The 24,982-nt window shown below is 40.0% G+C and carries 15 protein-coding genes and 8 pseudogenes; 11 read left to right on the top strand and 12 right to left on the bottom strand.

Features of this window, described 5'->3' with window-relative positions:
- Window positions 1-58: 58 nt before the first annotated feature.
- Window positions 59-643 (top strand): HD domain-containing protein, encoded by a 585-nt coding sequence (locus tag RS130_RS02195; RefSeq protein WP_316024595.1) that lies wholly within the window; start codon window positions 59-61, stop codon window positions 641-643.
- A gap of 86 nt (window positions 644-729) precedes the next feature.
- On the opposite strand, the gene metJ is transcribed toward RS130_RS02195, so the two are convergent.
- The gene (gene metJ, locus RS130_RS02190; protein ID WP_316024594.1) at window positions 730-1,050 is read right to left on the bottom strand and encodes a met regulon transcriptional regulator MetJ; all 321 of its coding nucleotides are present in this window, start codon (window positions 1,048-1,050) and stop codon (window positions 730-732) included.
- Window positions 1,051-1,305: 255 nt separating this feature from the next.
- On the opposite strand from metJ, the gene RS130_RS02185 reads away from it, so the two are divergent.
- On the top strand, window positions 1,306-2,190 hold the full coding sequence (locus RS130_RS02185; RefSeq protein ID WP_316024593.1) for a virulence factor BrkB family protein: 885 nt from the start codon (window positions 1,306-1,308) through the stop codon (window positions 2,188-2,190).
- Window positions 2,191-2,208: 18 nt separating this feature from the next.
- On the opposite strand, the gene RS130_RS02180 is transcribed toward RS130_RS02185, so the two are convergent.
- Together RS130_RS02180 and RS130_RS02175 are read right to left on the bottom strand one after the other, a co-directional pair.
- A complete protein-coding gene (locus RS130_RS02180; RefSeq protein WP_316024592.1) occupies window positions 2,209-2,850 on the bottom strand; it encodes a DUF2959 domain-containing protein in 642 nt (213 codons plus the stop codon).
- 25 nt (window positions 2,851-2,875) lie between these two features.
- Window positions 2,876-3,064, bottom strand: a complete 189-nt coding sequence (locus RS130_RS02175; protein ID WP_316024591.1) for a YqaE/Pmp3 family membrane protein — start codon at window positions 3,062-3,064, stop codon at window positions 2,876-2,878.
- Between the two features lie 213 nt (window positions 3,065-3,277).
- On the opposite strand from RS130_RS02175, the pseudogene pip reads away from it, so the two are divergent.
- The 3 pseudogenes from pip to RS130_RS02160 all read left to right on the top strand — a co-directional run bounded on the left by pip (window position 3,278) and on the right by RS130_RS02160 (window position 5,671).
- Window positions 3,278-4,265: pseudogene (gene pip / locus RS130_RS02170) on the top strand (prolyl aminopeptidase).
- Window positions 4,240-4,663, top strand: a pseudogene (gene dtd, locus RS130_RS02165) (D-aminoacyl-tRNA deacylase). The pseudogenes pip and dtd overlap by 26 nt, the downstream one beginning before the upstream one ends.
- Before the next feature lie 98 nt (window positions 4,664-4,761).
- Window positions 4,762-5,671: pseudogene (locus tag RS130_RS02160) on the top strand (bifunctional GNAT family N-acetyltransferase/hotdog fold thioesterase).
- Window positions 5,672-5,845: 174 nt separating this feature from the next.
- Here the strand turns inward: RS130_RS02160 and rpoH are convergent.
- The gene (rpoH, locus tag RS130_RS02155) at window positions 5,846-6,700 is read right to left on the bottom strand and encodes an RNA polymerase sigma factor RpoH (RefSeq protein WP_316024589.1); all 855 of its coding nucleotides are present in this window, start codon (window positions 6,698-6,700) and stop codon (window positions 5,846-5,848) included.
- 472 nt (window positions 6,701-7,172) lie between these two features.
- Here rpoH and RS130_RS02150 point away from each other — a divergent pair, with 472 nt between their 5' ends.
- Both RS130_RS02150 and RS130_RS02145 read left to right on the top strand, forming a co-directional pair.
- A complete protein-coding gene (locus RS130_RS02150) occupies window positions 7,173-8,414 on the top strand; it encodes an EAL and HDOD domain-containing protein (RefSeq protein WP_316024588.1) in 1,242 nt (413 codons plus the stop codon).
- Between the two features lie 29 nt (window positions 8,415-8,443).
- Window positions 8,444-9,560: pseudogene (locus RS130_RS02145) on the top strand (M14 family metallopeptidase).
- A gap of 8 nt (window positions 9,561-9,568) precedes the next feature.
- Here RS130_RS02145 and RS130_RS02140 read toward each other — a convergent pair.
- Window positions 9,569-10,685, bottom strand: a pseudogene (locus tag RS130_RS02140) (anhydro-N-acetylmuramic acid kinase).
- Between the two features lie 8 nt (window positions 10,686-10,693).
- Window positions 10,694-11,990: pseudogene (locus RS130_RS02135) on the bottom strand (OapA family protein).
- Window positions 11,991-12,189: 199 nt separating this feature from the next.
- Here RS130_RS02135 and tyrS point away from each other — a divergent pair.
- Window positions 12,190-13,392, top strand: coding sequence for a tyrosine--tRNA ligase (gene tyrS, locus RS130_RS02130; protein WP_316024587.1), 1,203 nt, complete (start codon window positions 12,190-12,192; stop codon window positions 13,390-13,392).
- An 86-nt stretch (window positions 13,393-13,478) separates the two neighbouring features.
- Here the strand turns inward: tyrS and RS130_RS02125 are convergent, their stop codons facing one another.
- From RS130_RS02125 to RS130_RS02115, 3 genes and pseudogenes are all read right to left on the bottom strand, one after another.
- Window positions 13,479-13,874, bottom strand: a complete 396-nt coding sequence (locus tag RS130_RS02125) for a rhodanese-like domain-containing protein (RefSeq protein ID WP_316024586.1) — start codon at window positions 13,872-13,874, stop codon at window positions 13,479-13,481.
- 260 nt (window positions 13,875-14,134) lie between these two features.
- Window positions 14,135-14,995: a cobalamin biosynthesis protein CobD/CbiB gene (locus RS130_RS02120; RefSeq protein ID WP_316024585.1), complete on the bottom strand. Its 861-nt coding sequence runs from the start codon at window positions 14,993-14,995 to the stop codon at window positions 14,135-14,137.
- Window positions 14,996-15,014: 19 nt separating this feature from the next.
- A pseudogene (locus RS130_RS02115) lies at window positions 15,015-15,723 on the bottom strand (5'-methylthioadenosine/adenosylhomocysteine nucleosidase).
- 197 nt (window positions 15,724-15,920) lie between these two features.
- Here RS130_RS02115 and RS130_RS02110 point away from each other — a divergent pair.
- A complete protein-coding gene (locus RS130_RS02110) occupies window positions 15,921-17,090 on the top strand; it encodes a tetratricopeptide repeat protein (protein ID WP_316024584.1) in 1,170 nt (389 codons plus the stop codon).
- A gap of 248 nt (window positions 17,091-17,338) precedes the next feature.
- Here the strand turns inward: RS130_RS02110 and RS130_RS02105 are convergent.
- From RS130_RS02105 to udk, 3 genes and pseudogenes are all read right to left on the bottom strand, one after another.
- A pseudogene (locus tag RS130_RS02105) lies at window positions 17,339-18,176 on the bottom strand (2OG-Fe(II) oxygenase family protein).
- A 32-nt stretch (window positions 18,177-18,208) separates the two neighbouring features.
- Complete coding sequence (locus RS130_RS02100; RefSeq protein WP_316024583.1) at window positions 18,209-19,417, bottom strand: NupC/NupG family nucleoside CNT transporter; 1,209 nt, start codon at window positions 19,415-19,417, stop codon at window positions 18,209-18,211.
- A 49-nt stretch (window positions 19,418-19,466) separates the two neighbouring features.
- The gene (udk, locus tag RS130_RS02095; RefSeq protein ID WP_316024582.1) at window positions 19,467-20,090 is read right to left on the bottom strand and encodes a uridine kinase; all 624 of its coding nucleotides are present in this window, start codon (window positions 20,088-20,090) and stop codon (window positions 19,467-19,469) included.
- A gap of 348 nt (window positions 20,091-20,438) precedes the next feature.
- On the opposite strand from udk, the gene RS130_RS02090 reads away from it, so the two are divergent.
- Together RS130_RS02090 and RS130_RS02085 are read left to right on the top strand one after the other, a co-directional pair.
- Entirely contained in the window at window positions 20,439-23,648 is a 3,210-nt protein-coding gene (locus RS130_RS02090) for a TonB-dependent receptor (RefSeq protein WP_316024581.1), read from the top strand.
- A gap of 143 nt (window positions 23,649-23,791) precedes the next feature.
- Window positions 23,792-24,967 carry an endonuclease/exonuclease/phosphatase family protein gene (locus RS130_RS02085; RefSeq protein ID WP_316024580.1) on the top strand — a complete coding sequence of 392 codons (1,176 nt, stop codon included), beginning with the start codon at window positions 23,792-23,794 and terminating at the stop codon, window positions 24,965-24,967.
- Window positions 24,968-24,982 lie beyond the last annotated feature (15 nt).

Below are 24,982 nucleotides of genomic sequence, written 5' to 3'. Positions count from 1 at the left end.
TTATCGCAGTAACTTTCTGTTACTGCGTCATTTTTATCTAGTCTTTATTGAGTTATCCATGATCGAACATTATCAAGCCGTTGTGAGTTTCATTATGGAACTTGAAAAACTGAAGAACGTTGAAAGACGCATCAAGCCTCTTGGCCTAAGTCGCTACGAAAATAGCGCTGAGCATAGTTGGCAGGTCGCTTTGATGGCAATATCGTTAGCGCCCTACGCAGAACAAAAAGTTGATATATTAAAAGTGGTGACTATGTTGTTGGTTCATGACATTGTCGAAATTGATACAGGCGATAAATTTGCCTATGACGCCGCTCACGATGATTATGAAAACGAATTGCAGTCAGCGCAAAGGTTGTTTGCCATTTTACCCGCGCAGCAGGAACAAAAATTTCTTGCACTTTGGGTCGAGTTTGAACAGTCCACCTCGCCAGAAGCGCTTTATGCAAAAAGTATTGATAGGATGATGCCGGTTTTGCAAAACTTAAATAATGGCGGACAAAGTTGGCTGGAACACAATGTCTCTGTGGCACAGATCCTGAAGAAAAACAGCGTTATTAGGCAGTCTCACCCTAAGCTTTGGGATTGGATCTCAGAACAAGTGATTGCAGTAGGTAATAAGGTTGGGCTAGCCAGAGAGTAAGCTTGCTCCTTTATTATTAACACTGCTTGCTAGAGCCCATTGTGCGCGCTGTGTAAGCGTAGTCAAAGCCCGTGGTTTAATGGGCTTTATTCCTCATCTACTTCCAAACCCATCTCCAACATTAGTTTTCTCGCTTCTCTAGGAATACGTTGCGTATTGTCTTTTTCTAGATCTTCGTCGTCAGGCAAAGGTTGTCCAGTAAATGCATGTAAGAACGCTTCACATAATAATTCAGAATTTGTTGCATGACGTAAGTTATTGACTTGACGTCTGGTTCTTTCGTCTGTCAGAACTTTAAGTACTTTTAGTGGAATAGAGACAGTAACCTTTTTGACTAATTCGCTTTTTTTACCATGCTCTGCGTATGGGTGAATATATTCACCGTTCCATTTTGTTGAATTTGCCATAATTTGGGGTTCTTTATATTTTTTATACGGGGAAATTCTAAACATTACACAGAAAATATCAATAATAGACTGCTAAACATCTCGACGGCTTTACGTTTATTTATAACCCTTAGGTTGTAAACTGGCTGAAATGGCCGAGTCCCGAGCGATGGGGGCATTCACCTTTTGTTGAAGCAATGGTGTTTTGTTATTTGCCATATGTTAGGTGTTAGAGCAAACTATGCAATAAATTCAATATATTAGGGCTTTAGCTTTATGCAAGGTTATCAAGATTGGTTAGTTAGAAGCCGACGCGTGGCTAGCGAAATAAAAAGCTTCTCAATTTTATTTGTTGAACACTGTAAAAACGATCGGATTACAGTGTCGGCTGGGCATTTAGCTTATGTTTCTCTATTGTCGCTCGTTCCATTTATTATGGTGTTTTTTACTATTCTGTCAGCTTTCCCAGCTTTCGCTGAGGTAAGAGGAGAGTTGGAAGCCTTAGTCTTTGAGAGTTTCCTTCCTTCTACTAGTGGCCATGTTCAGACTTATATAGCTGAGTTTGTTGATAATGCGTCAGGTATGGGCGGCATTGGGATTTTGTCCTTGGTGGTGGTGGCGCTACTGTTAATTTCAAATATAGACAAAACGCTTAATCGAATTTGGAGCTCGCAAAGTGTCAGGCCTGTCACTTTTACCTTTGCCATTTATTGGATGGTGTTAACGCTTGGGCCTTTATTAATGGGAGCGAGCGTTATTGTGAGTTCTTATCTAATGGGGTTGGCGACCTATGCAGAAGAATACACGCCAGGTTTAACCACCTTTTTACTTAAATTTGTGCCTTTTATTACCTCAATTAGTGCGTTCTTTATTATTTATACGTTGGTACCCACTAAAAAAATTGAAGCCAAACATGCTTTATCTGGGGCGTTTGTGGCTGCAACATTGTTTGAGTTGAGTAAGAAAGGCTTTGCTTTTTATGTGACTAACTTCCCGTCCTATCAGGTCATTTATGGCGCGCTAGCAGTTGTTCCTATTTTATTCTTATGGGTTTACCTGTCTTGGATCGTGGTGTTAGTTGGAGCTGAATTTACACGAGTGTTGGAAATATTTATGCGGGAAGAATCGGAAGATATTTTTGTCGAGACTGACGGTGAATAGCTTCACCGCCTAATTTTTCTATTCTTCGCCTTTCATGCTATTGATGAACTTGTTCGATTCAATGATGGCTTTATTCATTTCGGCCACTAGTTGATTAATGTCTTGTTTAACGCCACTAAACTCACCCTGCAGAGCGCCAATTGCACTAGCGTTGAGGTTGTGTTTTAGGTACAAAACGTTATCACGTAAATTTGATAAAACAGGTTCCATTTTGGTTTCAGCTTTACGCATTGCAAGTAGCAGTGATTTATAGCGTCTTTGCGTATCTTTAAGCTTGCGCTGGCTGTCTCGTTTTAACGTTTGGTTAGTGTATTTTTCTAATTCCTCTTGCCATTCGTCAAATAGAGCTTCAGCAACACTTTCAACCTTGTTGATTCGCTGAGTTACCGCAGCCGCTGATTCTTCGCTGGCTTCGAATTGATCTCTGAGTTGTTCGTACACATCTTGCAATTCGCCGCCTTCAAACTTTATAAGCTGACTGAACTCTTCAAGTGCGGAATTAAACTCTTGTTGTGCGTCTTCTTGAGATTCTTTAGCGTCTTCGACACGATCGACCAAGATGTCACGTTTCTCAACGCCCACTTTTTCCCACGCAGCGTAATAGGCACTTTGACAAGAAACCAATAAGGTTAATAGGGTTACTGCTATAATTTTCTTCATATTAATCCTTTTAAATGTCTGCTTCCTATTTATCTAAAGCAGACTTTATTTTTTGATCAGTTTTGTATTGGCTCAAAGCATATACGGACCATATCGCTGCAGGGATCCATCCAATAAGTGTTATTTGTAAAATAAGGCAGAAAATACCGGCGAAAGGACGGCCAATTGTAAAAAATTGCACCCATGGAAGAAGAAGGGCAAGTAGTAATCTCATATTAATCTCTCTCTGTAATGTTAAAGGTACTGTCGAATATTATCAGCTTTCTTGACTAGTAAGTCGACAATCAAAAGCGCTCGGCAGGTTGCTAGTGTGATCTATTGTCGCCTTTTCTAATCTAAAGTCATGATAAATACCACTAAAAGGTAGAATACGCAGCATAAATTAAACCATAATAAGACAATTCACAAATAACAAATATGAACCCTTATGAATCATTTATTTCCAGCGATTAAACCTTTTCATACTGAAATGTTGCAGGTTAGTGACGGTCACACTTTGTATGTTGAGCAATCAGGAACTGCTAAAGGCGTTCCGATTTTATACTTACATGGTGGGCCAGGTGCCGGAATGGGTGAAGATTATCGTCGTTTCTTCGACCCAGAAAAATATTGGGTAATAGGGTTTGATCAAAGAGGTTGTGGAAAATCGACACCTTTTGGCCAGCTGGAAAATAACAGTAGTGAAAAATTGGTAGATGATGTTTTAGCCATTCAGCAACATTTACAAATTGAAAAGTGGCTATTGTTTGGTGGCTCCTGGGGATCGACCTTAGCCTTGTTAACCGCGATTAGGCAGCCAGAATCTGTTATGGGGTTAATTTTACGAGGGATATTCTTAGCAAGAGAACAAGACTATGACTGGTATCTGCAGGCAGATGGTGGAGCTGCACAATTGTTCCCAGAGTATTATCAAGACTTTCTAGCGCCGGTTCGTTCTATGTTGAATGAGTTTTCTATCGTTGACGCTTATTCGCATATTTTTGCCCGAGGTAATGAGGTGCAGAAAATGGCGGCGATTAAAGCGTGGAGCTTGTGGGAAACGCGGATCAGTCGTTTACATTATCGTCCCGATGAGAGCAAGCAACTGGCGAATGTACATTCTGCTATTAGCTTAGCGTTGCTAGAGTGCCATTATATTAAGCACAAGTGTTTTATCCCTGAAAATGATATTTTACAGAAAATTGATAAAATTAAGCATTTACCCAGTACCATTATCCATGGTCGTTACGATTGCGTGTGCAAAATCGAAGCGGCGTTTTCTTTGTCAAAGGCTTGGGATAATAGCCAATTGCATATTATACCAGAGGCGGGGCATAGTAGCCGAGCCGGGAATTACTCAGGCATTATGCCTTGCCACTCAAGCAATGCTGACATTTCAAAGGAGCGTACGTGATAGGCTTAATTCAAAGAGTTAAACAAGCAAAGGTAGAAGTGAATAACCAAGTAGTAGGGGAAATAAAACAAGGTATTTTGTTACTTTTGGGAGTTGAGAAAGATGACACCCAAGAGAAAGCGGACAAGCTCATGAGAAAGGTGAATTATCGTATTTTCTCTGACGATGCCGACAAGATGAATCTTAATTTACAGCAAGTAGCGGGAGAGTTGCTGGTGGTTTCTCAGTTCACCTTGGTTGCCGATACCAAAAGTGGCAATCGGCCAGCTTTTCTAGTGGGGCTTCGCCTGCACTAGGGAGGAGTTATATCAATATTTTGTTGATGCTTGTCGCCAAACAGATATTCATTGTGAGACTGGGCAATTTGGCGCGGTCATGCAAGTTTCCTTAATTAATGACGGCCCCGTGACCTTCAGTTAAAAGTATAATTTGCTGATAAATAGTTTATAGGGTCTAATGTCGTTCGCAATTTTTCATATTGCTACTTAATTAGTGGCATAGCAGGATTAAATTTTTAGATGTTTAAAATCGATATACCTACTACAGAACAAGACTTTGACGATTACTTTATGTTTCGTTGGAAGTTGCTAAGAGAGCCTTGGAATTTCCCCTGTGGTTCTGAGAAAGATGAATATGAGCAAGTTAGCCAGCATCGACTAATTCGAGACCAAGTTGGCAATATTATTGCTGTCGGCCGAGTGCACATGAATACCGCTGAAGAAGCTCAGGTGAGACATATTGCGGTTGATCCGGATTATCGAGGTAAGGGCTTAGCTAAAATGATCATCGCCTCGCTGGAGTCTGTGGCTAGAGCAGAAGGTGCATTGCGAATTGTTACTAACAGTACACAATTGGCAATTGAGTTTTTAAGAGCGCAGGCTTCGAATTAGATGACGATATAACTCACGGCATGGGTGAACAAAAACGCCAACAAAATGGTCAAGAAATTAATCGATCCTGGTACCATTACATTGCATCCAAAGTGGTGTGAGTTATTGCAGAATACATGGCGCGAAACTATCCCCATTAGTGAGCAAATGGGAATTAAGTTACATCCAATATACAGGTCGCACTTTAGAAGTTAGAGCGTCATTTAACAAAAACATTAATTTGCATGGGACTATGTTTGCCGGCAGTATTTTTTCTTTAGCGACGTTAACCGGTTGGGGCATGATTTTTTTGCAGCTTAAAGAGAAAGGCCTAGAGGGAGAAATTGTATTAGGCGACGGTAATATTCATTATCACAAACCTGTTACCATGCAACCCAAAGCTGTTTGTAACATTGAGTCTATTAGCGGCAAGTTTGAGCCCTTAAATAAAAATAAAAAGTGTAGCTTTAAATTAACTGTGTCTATTTTGGCTGGCGATGCGGCTGTAGCTGAGTTTTCAGGTGTTTTTTGGGTCTTACCTTTGATTGATGAAAGCTGATCACGTAATAGTGCTTATCCAGCATTCAGGTTACTTACCCATTGCTTTTACATAGTGAGGGCCTGGCAAAACTGAGCCCAGTTATTGGAATTGCTATAAAGCTATAAATAGTTAGACATAAAAAAAGCGCAGGTTAAATGCGCTTTTTTTGTGACGTATAAAAATGTGAGATGCTTAAGCTGCCATGGCACCTTGTAGTTTTTTCATCGCATTTTTCTCAATTTGACGAACACGTTCAGCAGATACATCATATTTATCAGCCAAATCTTGTAATGTCGTTTTATCATCAGACAACCAACGAGTTTGGATAATATGCTGACTACGCTCATCAAGAGTTTTAATTGCAGCGTAAAGTCTACCCGAAGCGTTAGAATCCCAATCTGCATTAACTACATCAGATTCAACATCAGCTGTTTTATCTTCTAGGTATTGAACCGGAGCAAAACTACCACTTTCATCGTCATCGGCTGACAAATCGAATGCTTGGTCTTGGCTGCTCATTCGCGCTTCCATTTGCAATACTTCTTTGGTGCTTACACCTAAGGTATCTGCAACATTTTGCACTTCTTCGTGGGTAAACCAACCTAGGCGCTTTTTATTTTTACGCAAATTAAAGAACAACTTTCGTTGTGCCTTAGTGGTTGCCACTTTTACGATACGCCAGTTACGTAATACAAATTCATGTATTTCGGCTTTAATCCAATGCACGGCAAATGAAACCAATCTAACACCTACGCTAGGATCAAAACGTTTTACCGCTTTCATTAAGCCAATGTTGCCTTCTTGAACCAAGTCCGCTTGAGGCAAACCATAGCCAGAATATGACTTGGCGATATGCACCACAAAGCGTAGATGTGACATGATTAATTTTCTTGCCGCTTCTAAATCATCATCTTGTTGTAAACGTTCAGCTAAACCACGTTCTTCTTCAGCCGTAAGCATATTGATGCCACTAACTGCTTGAATGTATGTTTCTATGCTACCTGTTTGAGGTACTGTTAATGTTAACGTGCGTAAGTCTTTACTCATTGATATCTCCTATTACGCTATATGCCTCGATACTAACAAAATATAAATTGAACCGCGACTCTTAAATACTGTTAATTCTCGCTATAAAAGACCGCTTCGCTATGCAAAAGTTTCAATTATTTTGCAATCTAGTGATTTATTGCTAATTTTCAACTACTTGAATATATTTTTATTGACTGAATAGGGAACTGTTGCCTAACTAACTTTGACTATTACTGTTTTTTGCATTGTAAAATAATGTAACAGGCCTAGTTCTTAAGTTTATTGCTTACTTGAAGTCATGAATTTTGGCTTAAGGTTTGCGTAATAAGCTGCTAGCTTTGTATTTTATTCTTAAAAAAGTACGGGTAATTTTATTTCTATGCAAGACACCTGTATAACTATGCTTTTTATTAGTGGTATGATTAATGAACAAACAGAAGTAATACAAAAACAATAATTTTAATTTTATGTGACATTTGACAGGAAGAATATGTTTGCTTTTATTGCTCGCCAGCCTATTTTAGATATCGATAAAGACGTTTTTGCGTATGAATTACTGTTCAGAGATGGAGTGAATAATAGTTATCCTTCTATAGAAAAATCTGAAGCTACCAATAAGCTACTCACTCAAAACTGCAGGACTTTGGCGCTTGATGAGATTTCTTGTAGTAAGAAATCCTTTATCAATTTCCAGCCTGAAACTCTATTACAAAAATTGCACTCTTCGTTAAATCCCGAAAATGTAGTGGTTGAACTCAGTACTGACGGAGATCCTGTTACTAGCCTATTAGACAGTTGCAAACAAGTGAAGGAAATGGGGTTTACCATCGCGATTGATAATTGTCGTGTGGAAAGTCAATGGAGTAAAATATTACCTTTTATTGATATGGTGAAAGTTGATACCAGTAAAAGTAATGTGACGCATATTTCTGAAAATTTGAAGCAGTTTGTTGATGCCAACGTTAGACTGATTGCGGATAAAGTTAATACTCATGATGACTTTAATATCTGTCGAGATGTGGGCTTTGATTACTTTCAGGGATACTTTTTCTCCAAGCCCGAGTCGATACCTCATCAGAATTTACCCACATCAAAATTGACTTTAATTGAATTAATGGGGGCAAGCTCTAGCGCAACTTTTGACGTAGAGAACATTAACCGTGTGATAGAGCATGATGTGGGTTTGTCGTACATGTTGTTGAGGTTTATCAATAATCCAACTATCAACAAACGCTACAAGATTACATCATTGCGCCATGCATTAAATTACATGGGCGAAGTAGAAATTAAGAAATTTATTGCTCTGTTAGCGCTGACTAATTTGTCGGATGACAAACCACTAGAGTTGTTACATTTGTCTTTAGTGCGTGCAAAGTTCTGTGACTTGATTGGGGTTGAAAAAAATCTAGGCAATAATCCGCCAACCGCATTTTTAGTCGGACTATTTTCGATGCTTGATGCGTTACTTGACCAAGATATGCAAATCTTGATGGAGAAATTACCTTTAATCGAAGATGTAAAAGTAGCGTTGTGTGGTGGTCAAAATGAACTTTCAATGTATTTGATGTTGGTGCAGGCATTTGAAAGTGGTAATTGGTTAAAGGTTATTCGCAGTGCTAAGATTTTAGACTTAGAGCAAAAGTTACTGCACAGTTTATTTAATGAAGCTATTTTATGGGGAAATGGCGTCAAAAGGTCAATCTCTAGGCATTTTCCAGAATCAAAAGTCTAATATCGACCTATTAATTGGGTCGCTCTACTATGAATAAGATGCACAAAGAACACTTAGTTGTGGCACAGAATGCCTCTGGGCGGAATATGAATGTTCCGCTCTATCGTTTTGTGGGCTCTCAACCTGGTCCCAAAGTATATATTCAGAGTTCAATTCACGGCGCTGAAGTGCAAGGCAATGTGGTGATTTATCATCTGATTCAATGGCTTAAGCAATTGCCTATTTGTGGTGAAGTGGTACTGGTGCCCAACTGTAATCCTGTAGGTACGAATATTAAGGCAGGAGAATATACTTTAGGTAGGTTTGATCCAGTAAATGGTACTAATTGGAATCGAGGTTACCATTTTGACGCTGCTTTTGTAGATAGCTTTGCCAAGAGTATCGCTGCTGATGAATCGGTCTTAGCGATTAAAAAACGTTTCCGACATGCCATGAAAGCGCAACTGAAACAAAAGTTAGATGAATGCTGGGGGCTTGGCTTGGCGCAAAGGTTAAACCTAAAATTACAACAGCAAGCGTTTGACGCAGATTACGTACTTGATTTACACAATGGTCCTGTTGCTACTCGACATATTTATGTACCAGAATATGCTAAAGATTCCGCACGCTTATTCAATATTCCGCATACGATTTTAATTCCTCAAGTGTTTTCTGGTGCTCTAGATGAAGCCACTTTTTGCCCTTGGTGGTTGCTGACTGACAAAGTGACGGCAATGCGACAACAGCCAATTGATTTTAATGTTGAAGCTTTTACTTTAGAAATGGGCAGTCAAGAGGTGATCAATTTTCAAGAAGGTGAGTACGATGCAAAAAGTATTTTGTCTTTCTTAACGGCGAAAGGCTGTATTACCAGTGATGATTTTAAGCCTGAACCTATCCGCCGAATTGCGGTTTTGTTAAAAGACTACAAGATTTTGTATACCCAGCAAGGGGGAATAGTGGAATACATGGCTAAGCCAAGGTGAAATGCTTCGCAAAGGGCAAGTGCTAGCGCAAGTGCTAAATGTCGATAAACTAGAAGAAAAGGATGCGGTAAGCCAAATTTTAGCGCCTTGTGATCTAGTGGCGATATTGCATTTTCCTTCGGCATCAGTGCTTAGTGGTACACAACTATATAAGTGTTTCACTCGTTATTTTGAGTTGTAATTAAGGTACTAATATGCTGGGCAAAAAGTGCCTAAAATTGCACTTTTGCTTGCGCCTGTGACACTGGTGATATTACCCTGGATTTTATTGGTATAAGCATAAGCTAATCAGGCAAAAGCCATCGCTTCTACTGAGTTGGGTTCAACCCCTAACTCTTCAGTAGTAAAAAGCTCGCACTCATGTAATTCAGATTCAAGCACTTCAAGCAAAAACTCATTTAACGCCCCGCCACCACAGATATAAACTTCTTCTACGTCTTTAAATTGCTGTACGTGTTGCACTATTGTCGCTGAAGTAAACATGACGAGCGTGGTTTGAACGCTTTGCGGTTCAATGTCATAGGGTAAAGCAGAAATATTTTGCTGTAGCCAAGAGAGGTTAAACAGTTCTCGTCCGGTGCTCTTTGGAAAAGGGGCTGAGAAGTATGGATGCTCACATAGTTTTCTAAGTAGGCCACTATCGGCTCGACTTTGCGCGGCCCATTCGCCTTTATGATCGTACTCTTTGCCTGTGTGCAACTTACACTCAGGCATCTAGCAAGGTATTGCCTGGTCCTGTGTCAAAGCCGACAATGTCATGTCGAAAATTCTTAGGCAAATAGGTCATATTGGATATACCACCAATATTAACTACTACTCGAGCCTTTTTGTCGCTGGCAAATACCGCCTTATGAAAGGCAGGAACTAACGGGGCACCTTGTCCGCCTAGGGCAATATCTTTACGTCTAAAGTCAGCAATGACGTCAATTCCGGTGAGGGTCGCGATGGTATTCGGATCGCCAATTTGCAGACTAAAATTATTCTTACCAGTGGGTTGATGACGTATGGTTTGTCCGTGCGAGCCTATGGCGGTCACTTGGTCGGGCCGAATATAATTGTCTTTGAGTAGCTTTAATGATGCCTCGGCAAACACTCTGGCAACGGCTCTGTCGGCTGCGCCCATCAATTCAATTTCATTGTCACTTGGCGTACAAAGTACATGCAAATCATTCAGCAACTGCGGCGGATAAGGATATGTTTGACACTCTAATAATCTGGGGTGGGGACCGGATAAATCAACTAGTGCAACGTCAACTCCGTCCATGCTGGTGCCAGACATCAACCCTAAATATAGGTCGGTCATGATTACTCCGTTTAATTCAGTGCGAGCATAATTCGTTTGTTATTGTTCAGCTGTGACAATCTTTGCTCTGCGAGCAAGGAAAACTCTGCTTGCTCTTTTTTATCAATAGGCTCTGCTTTAGGTAAGCTAACCGTACGCGGGTTACGATGTACGCCATCGACCAAGAACTCATAATGTAAATGCGGACCAGAAGCCAAGCCGGTCGAGCCAACCGTACCAATAATTTGCCCTTGCTTAACGGTTTGACCGTTCTTAACTTTGCGCTTGGTAAAATGTAAATATTTGGTCACATATTTCTCACCGTGCTGAATGAACACATGGTGACCATTGTACTTGTCATAGGCAGACTTAATCACTCGGCCATCGCCAGCAGCCATGACTGGCGTACCTCGGTTGGCAGCGTAATCTACGCCCCTGTGCGCCTTCCAGCGTTTTTGTACCGGGTGAAAGCGTTTTAATTTGAAGCTTGAACTAATATATTTGAAATTAACCGGTGCCCGCAGAAAACTCTTACGCATGCTTCTACCTTCGGGAGTGTAGTAATTGCCGTCTGAGTATCGAATAGCAGTGTATGTTTCACCTTGGTTGACAAACTGTGCGGCAACAATATCGCCATTGCCAATAAATTCGCCATCTATAAAGCGTTCTTCAAACATAACATAGAAGGTATCGCCGGCTCTTAGCTCTAGTGCAAAATCAATATCCCAACCAAAAATTCCCGCCAAGCTCATAATTTGATTGTCGGTTAAGTCTGCTTTGCGGGCTGCATTCCACAAACTATTAACTATGTTGCCTTGGGCATAATTTACCCGAGTGTCTACCGGTTTTGTTTCTATTGAGCTAACAAACTCAGACTGGTTGGTATGCTTAATCACTAAGGTTTCGGTGGGCGAATATGTATAAAATAGATTCACCAATTTACCTTCGCTGCTAATGTCTAACTCAAGGATGTCACACAGGTAACATTTTCAATAATTTTTTGGCGTGCTCACCCGCTTTGCTGACTCGATATGTTTCTTGAGGAGAAAGACCGGCTCGTTTAAAAATAATGGCTAAGTTATCACCACTTTTCACTTCAAAACTGCGTCTGTTGCTCACCTCTTCGGTTTCTTCTACTGCCGGAGGCTCGATGTTTTTGGTATTAATATCTAAACTGTAACGTTTGCCAATCTCTAACGGGGGAGGCGTATTTTTATACGCGTTGACTGGCTCAGAGGGGAGCAAAAATAAAACAAACAATACACCTGCCAAAACTGAGATTAGCAATTTATGTAACTTGGGCAGGTTTTTAATAGATTTTCTTAGCACAACAACAACACTGAATATGGAACCTATTAGCAGAATATATGTATTAGAGTGTATTTTCCAGTCTAAGGACGTTTTTTGAGCACTTTACTGAATTTATTTTTGATGACAGAAAAAAAGGCCTTTTCCTTTCATTGCTTAAGGTAGACTAGTAAAATACGGGTTATTAACCATATATTAAAATTTATCGTAGGTTTACTAAATGTCTAATTGGCAAAGTGCGCTGGCTGAAATAAAACGCGGTGCGGAAGAAATATTAATTGAAGAAGAGCTGGTTGCTAAGTTAAAAGAAGGCAAACCCCTAAAAATCAAAGCTGGATTTGATCCAACGGCACCAGATTTACATCTAGGACATACCGTTTTACTGAATAAATTACGGGCATTTCAATTGTTGGGTCACGAAGTTATATTTTTGATCGGTGATTTTACAGGGATGATTGGCGACCCTACCGGAAAAAATGTGACTAGAAAGCCGCTGACTCAAGATGATGTATTAGCTAATGCTGAAACCTATAAAGAACAAGTTTTCAAAATTCTAGATCCCGCTAAAACGACTATTCGTTTCAATTCCGAATGGATGGATAAAATGGGAGCGGCAGACATGATTAAACTTGCAGCTAAGCAAACCGTAGCGCGTATGCTTGAGCGTGATGACTTTAAAAAGCGTTATGCTGGTGGACAACCCATTGCAATTCATGAGTTTATTTATCCTTTAGTGCAAGGTTGGGATTCTGTTGCTTTAGAAGCTGATGTTGAATTAGGCGGCACGGATCAACGTTTTAACTTGTTAATGGGTCGCGAGTTACAAAAATCAGAAGGTCTAAGGCAGCAAACTGTTTTAATGATGCCTTTACTTGAAGGTTTAGACGGCGTACAAAAAATGTCGAAATCTTTAGGTAATTATATTGGTATTACAGATGCGCCAAACGATATGTTTGGGAAAATCATGTCAATATCTGATGATTTAATGTGGCGTTATTATGAATTGCTAAGCTTTAAGCCTACGGCTGATATTGAGGCCATTAAACAACAGGTGGCAGATGGCTTAAATCCTCGTGACACTAAAATTGATTTGGCTAAAGAGATTATCGCTCGTTTTCATTCAGAAGTGGCTGCACAAAAGGCGCACGACGATTTTATTCAACGTTTTCAAAAGAATGTGATCCCAGATGAAATGCCGGAGTTTGAATATGCACTGCCTGCTGAAGGCATGATGATAGCAAATGTGCTGAAAGACTCGGCTTTAACTAATTCAACCTCTGATGCAATGCGTATGATCAAGCAAGGGGCGGTAAAATTAGATGGTGAAAAAGTCGAAGAAACTAAGTACTTATTCGACACAGTCCAAACAGTGGTGCTACAAGTAGGCAAAAGAAAATTTGCTAGAGTGAGCTTTACATCATAACGGTACCATTAGTGCTAAACACCCTTTAAACATAAAAAGCCAGTAGATTTATTTACTGGCTTTTTTGTGTGTTATACGGATTAGGGTTAGTTTTCGGTGGTTAATCCAGCTTTGCTCCAACCTAGCATGTCTCCTTCTAAGTGCAACAAATGCTCAAAGCCATTATCGAGCAAAATATCCGCCGCTTTTGCCGCTCGATAACCGGAACGACAATAAAGTACCACTGTTTTATTTTTGTCGAGATTAAGTCTTGTGGCGTCTTTTTGTATCTTGCTTAAAGGAATATTGATCGCTCCGGGTACGTGACCTTCTGAATATTCTCTTGCTGTGCGTACATCAACAATAATATGTTGTGTTTTGTCTACGTCTAATAGGGCCGCTTGACTGATTTCGTTAATGCTAGCAGCGTGACTTGATAAACCAATGCAAGCAAGTAATCCAAAAATCAATTGGTTTAGTGTTTTTGAGGTTATTCTAGACATAGGGCGCGACCAGTTTTGATGAAGTTCTGCCTATCATATATCAACTCCAATAAATAACGCTAATCCGTAATGATAAGTAGCCACTTAGCGAGAATATAATGGAACGGGTATTCATCAATATTTAATCTGTTAGGCAGGTTGGTCCACAATATGGGCCTTTCATTAATTTGGTATATAGCTGAAGGTATAGCCTAGAAAGTAAATAGTTAGCCAAAGGTATGTGCTTAAGTTAATCATATTTTGAGTGCGTTTAATGTCGGCTAGTACCACCTCTCGCTCCCCTCCACATTTAGCACTACGGATTTTTTTGTGCCGTAATAAGCTGGGCCACCTAATTCAAAGCCTAATACCGAGCCGCTAATATTTAATAAATAAAAGCGTGGCTCAGTGTTACCTTTTTTGACGAGAAGGTGCTTTAAACTAGTAAAACTAACCGTAACCAATACTAAACTAAGTCCGGCCAAAACATTGGGTATCCACTGCATTAGCTGCATAACCTTACTAACGGTTAAGCCAAAGTATGCAAAGCGGTGGTTTTTTATGTTCCAGCATTGTGAGCTTTCATATAACAACCGATAAATCAGCGCCCCTACACCGCCAGTTAATAAAAACCAAAAAACTACCGCACAAAATTGGTAGCCAAATCTAAGTATTAAACATTCGCAATTTGCTTTTACAAGGCCCATTGGAGACAGTTTGTCTGTTGCTCTTAATAATAAGGGTTGAAGTGTGTGCCGAGCTAAGATCTTTTTATCTCTAGCTAAGTAATGGGCTACTTTGCTACTCGTGCGTTGTATGTCTTGAAATCGCAGTGCAATCAGTAAAAACAGCCCTTGAAAAAACATTGGATATTCAGACAGATATATAAACACGGCAATCACTACGCAAACTGGGAATAACAAGACTACAGCGGCTAGGCTGCCTGATATTAATTTTTGTTGGGCAGCGTCGTTTTCGCCAGGCATGACCTTGCTTGCCATTCGTATAGCAAACAGTTTATACAAACTGAGGGGGTGATATTTATCTGGCCATGGTAGAAGTTTTTCAATTACCACGGCCGATAGCAGGGTCCAAAAAGGCAACCAGAATGGATCAACTAAAATATCAATAAACCCTTGCATGAGCGTGTTCGAATCAAACTTATGTAGTCGATTTAGAAAGCTCTAGTATGGCTTGCATGACTAATTGGGCTGAATTCTTTGCCGCTTGTTCTAAGTAGGTTTGAAAAGAAACCGTTGATGTTTTGCCTGCAATATCTGATAGCGAACGTACCACCAAAAATGGTGTATCTAGTAAATAACACGCTTGAGCTATGGCAACGCCTTCCATTTCTACCGCACACACTGACGGGAAGTTTTTGACGGATAACAGCCGCAGCTTCATCACTGCCTATAAACGAATCTCCTGTGCAGATAAGGCCATGCTCTACCTGAATATCTGGCAAGGATTTCACTGCTGATAGTGCCGCCTGACTAAACTTTTGATCGCAATCAAACTGGGCCGGCATGCCTGCATTTTGACCTAATTCGTAACCAAAATGGGTAAGATCCGCGTCATGATGGCGTAATGCCGTGGCGATAACAATATCACCAATATTTAAATGGCTGGCAAATCCACCGGCCGAGCCTGTGTTAATCACATAGTCTGGAGAAAAATGGTTGATCACGGCTACGGTAGATACAGCCGCAGCTACTTTTCCTATGCCACATTTAACCAGTGCTACCTCTACATCGCCTAAACGACCAACATAAGCCGTTAAGTGGTTATATTTAATTTCTTGGCAACCCTCAAGGGATTGTCGTATTAGCGTTATTTCTTCATCCATGGCACCTAAAATGGCAACTTTCATATTTATGTCTTTTGGTAAGTAAACTTTGACGTAATTCTATTACGACTACTGTTTTTATAAAACCGCAATATCACTCTGCGAGAATAAATACTAATTGGTGTGCTATTATCTGTATGTTAATATTTTGTTAACCAAGTTGAGTATCTTTGTCATTCAATCAAGAGTTAAAGATGGATAACTTAAGTAGGATATTTATTATGAAAACGAATCTAGTACAGGTGTTATTTGTCGCTAGTTGCTTTTTTATGTTGGCTGCATGTCAGTCTACTGTGGAAAAAGCATCTATAGAGGTACCGCAATTTTATGATCAGGGTTTTAGTCATGAACATCAATATGTCGTTGAATCCGAAGAAGAGATTTTTAAACTAGATGATATAGCTAAGGCCTATGTACACAACACTATTGAAGGGATCAATGAACCTAAAGAACAAATGAGCGCGTTAGTACACGCAGTGTTTGATCGCTCGCAAATGAATTTACTTTACAGAGGTGATGCAAATACTCTAGCCAGTGAAACCTTTCACAATCAAGCTGCTAATTGTTTGTCTCTGTCAATTATGATGTATTCGTTGGCTAAAGAAGCCGGGTTTAACGTCGACTTTCAAGAGATAGCCGTGCCAGAAACCTGGACTCGACGTTCGGGGTATAGCCTGCTAAATGGGCATATTAATTTACGTTTAAGTGCCAGCCCGAGCAAAGAGGAAAATACTTTCTACTTGCGTAATCAGAGTTATCAGGTTGATTTTGATCCGCAATCTTCAAGAGAGATGCTTTCTAAAAGGATCGTTAGTAAACAGAATGTGATAGCCATGTTTTACAATAACAAGGGGGCTGATGCACTATTAAAGAATGACTTTAACCAAGCCTATGCATACTTTCGCGCAGCGCTTTCAATGAAACCCACATTTCAAGCGGCATGGATAAATTTAGGCATACTGTATCGTCATTTGGACTTTTTTGAACAAGCGGAAGACGCCTATAAATTTGCATTGGAGTTAGATCCGAATAGTCTAACTACATGGGAAAACTTAGCTTATCTATATAAGTTTACCGATAGAGAAGATCAAGCTAATAAGATATTCGCCCGGGTTGAACGTAAACGAAGAAAAAATCCCTACTATTATGTGAACTTAGGTGAAGAACAAATAGAAAGAAAAAATTGGAATGAAGCTTTGGTGCACTTTAGAAAAGCGCTTTCCTTGGATCGTAACAGGCACGAAATTTACTATGGTTTGGCGCAGGTTTATTTTCAAATTGGTGAAATGCAACAAAGTGAACGCTATTTGAAATTAGCGAGAAATAATACCAATAACAAGCAAACCGAACAGCTATATCAAACAAAGTTAGATAATTTGAGAGCGTTGTAATAGATAACCTGAATCCTGGATAACGCTCTTTTTGTGTCTAGCGGCGTTGGGTTGTCTAGCAATAACACGTTATTACGTACGACAATCGGCCTTGCTATACACGAAAAATTTTGTCACCGAGTAAGCCAGTAAGTAAAGTGATGTGAATGAATGACTTTAAGTTATTGAATTGTCTTGTATACGTTGGAAAAAAGCCCCTTAACCGTCTAACCGGTAAAGGGGCTTTTTTGTATCTCTAAATTTAATCGTTACACACCTAGCTCATCTAGGCGTTCTCTTAGATAACTCTTGGCGGTATATCTATCTGATAACACCACTTCTGGATTGGGGTGTAAAAACAGCGGCAGAGAAATTCTCGATTTAGTTTGATCGCTGCCTTTAGGGTTAATGACCCTATGGGTGGTGGATGGAAAATAACCGCCAGAAGCTTCTTGCAGCATGTCTCCAATATTCACAATCAAGTTACCAAAATCACAAGGTACGTCAATCCAGCTATCGCCTGTGCCTTTTACTTGTAGTCCTTAGCTCATTCGCGGCAGGTAATATAGTTAAAAGGTTAATATCTTCGTGAGCCGCAGCGCGGATCGCATCAGGCTCTTCCGAACCATCTAGTGGGGGGTAATGCAAAATGCGCAACAGCGTTTGTTCGCTGTTGGTTACCATGCTCGATAATACTTGGGTGTACTTAGCAGATACTTCGGCTGGCGAGTGTTTTTCAACCCATTCAAGCAACTCAGAGGCAAGGGCATTGGTGTCTCGATAGTAATCTGCTAATTCTTGCTTTAGCGAGTCAGGACAGCGGCCCCATGGATAATAATGAAAGTACTCTTTGATATCTTTCTTTTTAAATCCTTTGGCAGTCTCTGATACTGCTGTAGAGAAAAAGCCGTCGTGTTTTTCTTTGTCATAAGCAAAATCGTTTTTGATATCACTGTTAAAAAAACCTTGCCAATGTTGATAGATATTCGCCACCCGTTGTTGGCTAATAGGATGATTTTTTAATACACCAAAGCCAGTGTTGCGTAATGACTCAACAAATAATTTGTCTGCGTTGGGTGCTTGATAGTCGACAGCGACGAGTTCCATAATGTAAACCTTTAAATATTTTTAATGTGTTGTTACAAACTAAGGTAAAAACCAGCTAAGGCTGCGCTCATCAAATTGGCGAGTGTTGCAGCTAAAACCGTTCTCAATCCTAGTTGTGCAATTTCTTGGCGTCTGTTGGGGGCGAGGGCTCCGATCCCACCCATCAAAATAGCGATAGATGAAAAATTAGCAAAACCGCACAAAGAAAAAATGATGATGGCTTGGCTGTGGGGCGAAAGGTCTGCTTGATATTTAAGAAAATCTAAATAGGCAACAAATTCATTTACCACCATCTTTTGACCAATAAAGCTACCCGCTAAGTTCGCTTCTTCCCAAGGCACACCTAAGGTCCAAGCAATAGGTTGAAATACATAACCCAAAATAACTTCAAAGCTCAAGTTTTCGGCGCCGAATAGTCCGCCAGCCCAACCAATAAGACCATTTAATAAGGCAATTAAACCGATAAAAGCAAGTAGCATTGCACCCACATTGACCGCTAATTTTAAGCCTGACGCCGCGCCACTGGCGGCTGCATCAAATACGTTAGCATATTCGTTGTCTTTCGAGGCTTGTTCAGTTAGCTCATTCTTGAACTCTTCGGTTTCTGGAATGATGATTTTTGCCATCAATAAACCACCCGGAGCAGCCATGAAACTGGCAGCCAAAAGGTATTTTATTTCAACTCCCATGCCTGCATAACCTGCCATGACAGAGCCAGCAATAGACGCTAAACCACCCACCATCACGGCAAATAATTCAGAACGTGTTAGGTTTGGAATAAAAGGTTTGATCACCAAAGGCGCTTCAGTTTGACCCACAAAAATGTTAGCAGCGGCTGACATTGATTCTGGGCGACTGGTTTTCAATAGTTTTTGTAGGGCGCCACCTATTCCTTTAATAATGATGTTCATTATTTTTAGGTGGTACAAAACGGTAATTAATGACGAGAAAAAGACGATGACGGGCAACACATTGAATGCAAAAATAAACCCTATAGATTTATTGCCTAAATCCCCAAAGATAAAGTTTATGCCATCTTGGCTATAACTAATGATGTTTTCAACATAGCCGGTTAACGCCAGTAAAAAACTAATTCCTGGTGGGAAATACAGTACCAAAGCACCGATTGCAGCTTGAATAGCAAAAGCGCCTCCAACCGTTCTCCAATTAATAGATTTCCTGTGGACTGAGGCAGCGTATGCAATCGCTAACATTAAGACAACACCGATTAAACTAACCATACTTATTCCTTCATTCTTGTTTTTATTATTTTTAATTTAATGTTACGAACTACAACAAGGTTTGTTGTATGTGAGACTTAATAACATCCAGCGCGATTTTGTTTTCGCCACCTTGCGTGACAATAACATCGGCGGTAAAACGACTAGGAGCGATAAATTGATGGTACATCGGTTTAACTGTCGCTTCGTATTGATTGGCTACCGACTCAATAGTGCGACCTCTTTCTATAATGTCTCTCTTCATTCTGCGTAACAAACAAATATCTAAAGGTGTATCGACAAAGATTTTAATGTCGAACATATGCTGAAGCGCTTCGTTGGCTAATAGCATAATGCCTTCAATGATAATGACTGGCGCAGAATTCAATGTGTCAGTTTTATTTAGCCGAGTGTGAGTTTTATAACAATAATGGGGATATTCAACCGACTGCCATTTGCGCAAGGTTTCTAAATGTTCGACCAAGAGTTCGTGTTCAAATGCTTTAGGGTGATCATAATTGGTTTTTTCACGCTCATGCATGAGCAAATGATCTTGATTACGGTAATAGTGATCTTCTCGTAAAACCTGTACAGACTTTCCTTCTTCTGAAAATTCCTTTAACAAATTTTCGGTGAACAAAGATTTTCCCGACCCAGATGCACCTGATATTGCAATTATTAATGGTGAAGACATACCCGTCCAAATGAAGTGTAAAAAGATTTATTGAAGATACCAGCGAACAGAATGAAAGTCAGCGAAGAATAACATTTTTTTACTAGACCATCTGGTCTATTTTGTTAGCTTATTGTTAACTACTGTAACCAATTCGGTTGATTTCGTGCAAGAAATGCGACAGTTTGATGAAATTTACATAACGTACTTGTAGCTGTAATAAAAGTGTCATAATGTATCTGTTACACTCAGGCCGTTTTAATTAGAAGTCGTATTAACATCGACCATAAAAAGCCTACCTGAATTGGTCAGGTGTTTTTGGCAAATTGATTGTTTTATTACAGAACATACTAAAATAGGAATGAACACATGTTAAAAAATAATAAGCTCAATCGCATCGCGATAGCTGTTGCAATGTCAGTAGGACTATCGTCTGCTGCGATGGCGCAAGAAACCTCTTCAAGTCTAACGGGAACAATTTCAGGTCCGCAAGGAAACCCAGCCGTTGGAACTAAAGTCATTATTACCCATGTTCCATCTGGTTCAACTAAAACGACAACAGTCAACGGAATAGGTCAATTTTCAGCGAAAGGCCTTCGTGTTGGCGGTCCATACTCTATTACTTTTGATTCAGATCAGTTTGCAGATAAAACGGTTGATGACATATTTTTGCAGTTGGGGGAAGTTCCTTCATTGAACTTAACCCTTACAAACGACGATGTCGAAAGAATATCTGTTGTTGGCTCTGCTATGGGAGCCGTTGAGTTTGGCACAACAAGTCCTGGTTCAACTTTTGACATTACTGATCTGCAGCAAGCCGCGACAGCAGATAGAGACATTAAAGATTTAGTAAGAATTGACCCTCGCATTAGTATTGCTGAAGCGAATGGTGACGAAGCAATCATTTGTGGCGGTAATAATCCCCGTTTTAGTTCGTTAACTGTTGATGGTGTTCGCATGAACGATAGTTTTGGGCTTAACTTTAATGGTTACCCAACTATCAGAATGCCTTTCTCATTTGACGCAATTGATCAAGTTGCTGTTGAAATAGCGCCTTTCGATGTTCAATATGGTGGTTTTACTGGTTGTAACATAAATGCTGTAACTAAGTCTGGTACTAATGAAGTGCACGGTGGTGTTTTCTTCGATTATACTAGCGATGCTTTGCAGGGCGATGAAATTGCTGGTGAAAAAGTAGATTTAGGTGACTTCGATGTTAAACGTTATGGTTTTAATGTCGGAGCTCCGCTTATTAAGGATAAGTTATTTCTCTTTGCTGCATATGAGAAATTAGAAGGAGCACAAATATTCACTTATGAAGCTTTAAATAATGGCGCCGTAAGCATGGAAGAGGTCAATCGTGCGATTCAAATTGCAAAAGACGTTTATGGCTATGATGCGGGAGGATTACCAACTTCGGCACCGGTTGAAGATGAAAAGCTCTTGTTGAAGTTAGATTGGAACATTAACGATTCACATCGTGCTGCGTTAGTATATAACTACAATGACGGTTTCTTAATTGATCAATCTGATGAGTCAAGTTCTAGAGTCACACTATCAAACCATTTTTATAAAAAAGGCGCTACATTAGACGCCGTGGTTGCATCACTTTATTCAGATTGGTCTGATGATTTCTCAACTGAAATCAGAATTGGACATACGAAACTAGATAACTTGCAACAGTCTGTAGACCAAGACAGCGGTTTCGGTGAAGTTCAAATTAGCTCACTTGAAGGCTTTGGCGCTATTTTTCTTGGTCCAGATGATTCTCGACAGTCAAATGAGTTAGATTGGGATAGCACTACTTTAAAAGTTGCAGGTACATACTACTTAGATGACCATACGATTACTGGAGGTTACGAGTATGAAAGCCTAAGTGTATTTAATTTATTTATGCAGCATACAATTGGTGAATATCGTTTTGGTGGTGATAGAACTAGAAACAGTAGTGATGGTACTTCTGGTCTTGATGACTTTGAGTCAGGTATTGTAGATGATATTTATTACAATAACTCTGCAGTTACAAACAACCCAGATGATGCGGCGGCTTCATTTTCATATGCAACGCATGCTTTGTACGTGCAAGACGAATGGAGCATAGATGACTTAACGCTTCAATTTGGATTGCGCTATGACTGGATTTCTAGCAGCGACAAGCCAAACTTTAACCAAGACTTCCAAGATAGATATGGTTATAGCAATCAGAATACCTTTGATGGTGAAGGCGTTTTACAGCCTCGTGTTGGTTTTAACTACGCAGTCAATGATTCATTTGAACTTCGTGGTGGTTTAGGATTGTATCAAGGTGGTAATCCGAATGTTTGGTTGTCTAATTCATATTCAAACGATGGTATAACAAACATCGATACATTACGTACAGACACGCAAATTTTAGCCGCTGATGGAACCCCAATACCTGGATTGATATCTGGTGATGGACGCGCAATTTTTAATCCGCTGGTTGAGCAAGTGCAAGAAGTAGCAGACAATGATCCTTCATTTGGCGCGGAGCCAAGTACAAATGCAATTGCTGATGATTTTAAATTACCAACTGAATGGAAATACAATTTGGGTGTGACTTACGCAACAGAAGATGATTACATCTTCCAAGCTGATTTTCTATACACTAAAAAACAAGATTCAGCGACTGTAATTGATGCATCAATAGAGCAAGATGGGACATTAGTTGATGGTCGTCCGGTATATGAAAAATTAACTGTTACGGATACCGATGGTAATTCAACTCGTCGTCATTTCTTAAAGAATGACTTTATCTTAACAAATGCTCCTGAAGACGGTGATTCAACTACCGTTTCTTTTGCTATGAACAAAGAGTATGACTATGGTTTAGATGTTTTTGTAGGTTATGCCTACAACAAATCTACCGAATACAATCCAATGACAAGTGCTGTTTCGTTTTCTAATTACAGCAATATATCTGTATCAGACCCGTTAAACCCAGGTATTGAGACTTCAAACTATGAAGTTCCTCATAACTTTACATTTAACTTGCGTTACTCTGCTGAGTTGATCAATGGTCATGATACTACTTTCTCGTTATTTGGAAGTCGTAAGAAAGGTCGTCCATATTCAGTGACTTATGAAAACTTGCGAATTAACCAAGATACAAATGCATATAGACAGTTAGTTTATATCCCAACTATGGAAGAGTATGGTACAGCTGTGAAGTTCGCGTCTGCTGAAGCTCAAGCTGATTTTGACCAATTTGTGTCAGATTTTGGTTTAGAAGGAAGCCGTGGTTCTATCCTTGCTCGTAATTCTATAGAGTCTGACTGGAGTACTCGAGTTGACTTTAGAATTGATCAGGAAGTCCCTGGTTTTGTTGAAGGTCATAGTGGTAATGTGTTTTTAGTTATCAAAAACCTCGGTAATTTGTTAAACGATGATTGGGGTGTTACTAACCAAGGTCCGTTTAATTCTGCTGCTGTCATTGATGCTGATATTGAAGACGATGGCACATACACTTACAACGAAGTAGATACTAGCGCGGCTAGCCAATCACCTTTCCAAACTCAGTCTTTATGGCAAGTTAGGGTTGGTGTTCGATATAGATTCTAAACCCATAAGTAGTTTAGTAACTAAATCCAAAAGCCGGTCTTCATGATCGGCTTTTTTATTTCTGTTGTTTTAATGTTGGTGAAATATAAACTTAGATGAATAATCCAGTCCTTATAAATTCACAACTATGGTTGTCTAAAATAATGTTAAGAATTGTATTTTTAATGGTGGTGGCTATGTCGCAACTGGCGCAAGCAGAACAAATACGGGTGGCGACATTTAACGTCAGTATGGATGCCACTAATTATGTTGAAGACGTAAATAGCATTACCGGTGATGAGCTTTTCGAACGCTTAGCCACAGGTGAGCATCAGCAAATTAAGAATATTGCTGAAATTATTCAACATGTACGCCCCGATATTATCTTGCTCAATGAGTTTGATTACACCGATGATGATACAAAAGGTGTATTGGCTTTTACTAAAAATTATTTGGCAAAATCACAACATGGCAAGCAGCCAATTGACTACCCTTATTATTACACTGCACCTGTAAATACTGGTGTGGGTAGTGGTCATGACTTGAATAAAGACGGTGTGGCGTCTGGTACAAAAGATGATGCTTTTGGCTTTGGTTTTTACCCGGGTCAGTATGGTATGGTGTTATTAAGTCGTTTTCCTATTGATAAAGCGCAGGTGCGTACTTTTCAATTATTTAAATGGCAAGATATGCCTAACAACACGCTGACTACTATAGCCGATGAAAATGGTCAGCCTTGGTATTCGGCACAGGCGCAGCAAGATTTACGTTTGTCGTCTAAGTCTCACTGGGATGTGCCAATCAATGTAAATGGTCAGACCCTACATGTTTTAGCCAGTCATCCCACGCCTCCGGTGTTTGACGGCCCAGAAAACCGCAATGGTAAACGTAACCATGATGAAGTGCGCTTTTGGGTGGACTACATAAGCGGCGGTCAGCAAGCTGGGTATATTTATGATGATAAAGGCCATACCGGTGGCTTCAGTGGGCAGCGTTTTGTGGTGATGGGCGACTTGAATTCATCAATGAGTGAGGGAGATTCTCACAAACAAGCCATTGTTGATTTGTTAACTCACACTAAGGTCAACGCGGATATTATCCCTAAAAGTAAAGGTGGCAAAGCGCACACCCCAAATAATCATCTCGCGGCGACTCATACGGCAGGCTGGAGAATGCGCGCCGACTACGCTTTGCCTGCAAAGGCTGGGTTAACTGTGCAACATGCAGAAGTGTTTTGGCCTACTAAAGATGACGCCTTGTATCGACTGATAAAAGATCGCAGTAGTTCGTCGGATCATAGGTTAGTGTGGCTTGATCTTGTTTTAGAAAATAGCAAATAGTTGGCTAGCCAGAGA

The sequence above is a fragment of the Paraglaciecola aquimarina genome (assembly GCF_032464635.1).
Lineage (GTDB): Bacteria > Pseudomonadota > Gammaproteobacteria > Enterobacterales > Alteromonadaceae > Paraglaciecola > Paraglaciecola aquimarina.
The sequence above is the reverse complement of the archived record's forward strand: the minus strand, read 5'-3'. Positions and strand labels throughout refer to the sequence as shown.

Bases quoted from the DNA above. Each gene is read 5' to 3' on its own strand.
- metJ (WP_316024594.1), bottom strand. From the start codon at position 1,050: ATGGCAAATTCAACAAAATGGAACGGTGAATATATTCACCCATACGCA.
- udk (WP_316024582.1), bottom strand. From the start codon at position 20,090: ATGTCTTCACCATTAATAATTGCAATATCAGGTGCATCTGGGTCGGGA.
- RS130_RS02085 (WP_316024580.1), top strand. From the start codon at position 23,792: ATGTTAAGAATTGTATTTTTAATGGTGGTGGCTATGTCGCAACTGGCG.
- RS130_RS02175 (WP_316024591.1), bottom strand. From the start codon at position 3,064: ATGAGATTACTACTTGCCCTTCTTCTTCCATGGGTGCAATTTTTTACA.
- RS130_RS02100 (WP_316024583.1), bottom strand. From the start codon at position 19,417: ATGGTTAGTTTAATCGGTGTTGTCTTAATGTTAGCGATTGCATACGCT.
- RS130_RS02110 (WP_316024584.1), top strand. From the start codon at position 15,921: ATGAAAACGAATCTAGTACAGGTGTTATTTGTCGCTAGTTGCTTTTTT.
- RS130_RS02090 (WP_316024581.1), top strand. From the start codon at position 20,439: ATGTTAAAAAATAATAAGCTCAATCGCATCGCGATAGCTGTTGCAATG.
- rpoH (WP_316024589.1), bottom strand. From the start codon at position 6,700: ATGAGTAAAGACTTACGCACGTTAACATTAACAGTACCTCAAACAGGT.
- tyrS (WP_316024587.1), top strand. From the start codon at position 12,190: ATGTCTAATTGGCAAAGTGCGCTGGCTGAAATAAAACGCGGTGCGGAA.
- RS130_RS02125 (WP_316024586.1), bottom strand. From the start codon at position 13,874: ATGTCTAGAATAACCTCAAAAACACTAAACCAATTGATTTTTGGATTA.
- RS130_RS02120 (WP_316024585.1), bottom strand. From the start codon at position 14,995: ATGCAAGGGTTTATTGATATTTTAGTTGATCCATTCTGGTTGCCTTTT.
- RS130_RS02150 (WP_316024588.1), top strand. From the start codon at position 7,173: ATGTTTGCTTTTATTGCTCGCCAGCCTATTTTAGATATCGATAAAGAC.
- RS130_RS02195 (WP_316024595.1), top strand. From the start codon at position 59: ATGATCGAACATTATCAAGCCGTTGTGAGTTTCATTATGGAACTTGAA.
- RS130_RS02185 (WP_316024593.1), top strand. From the start codon at position 1,306: ATGCAAGGTTATCAAGATTGGTTAGTTAGAAGCCGACGCGTGGCTAGC.
- RS130_RS02180 (WP_316024592.1), bottom strand. From the start codon at position 2,850: ATGAAGAAAATTATAGCAGTAACCCTATTAACCTTATTGGTTTCTTGT.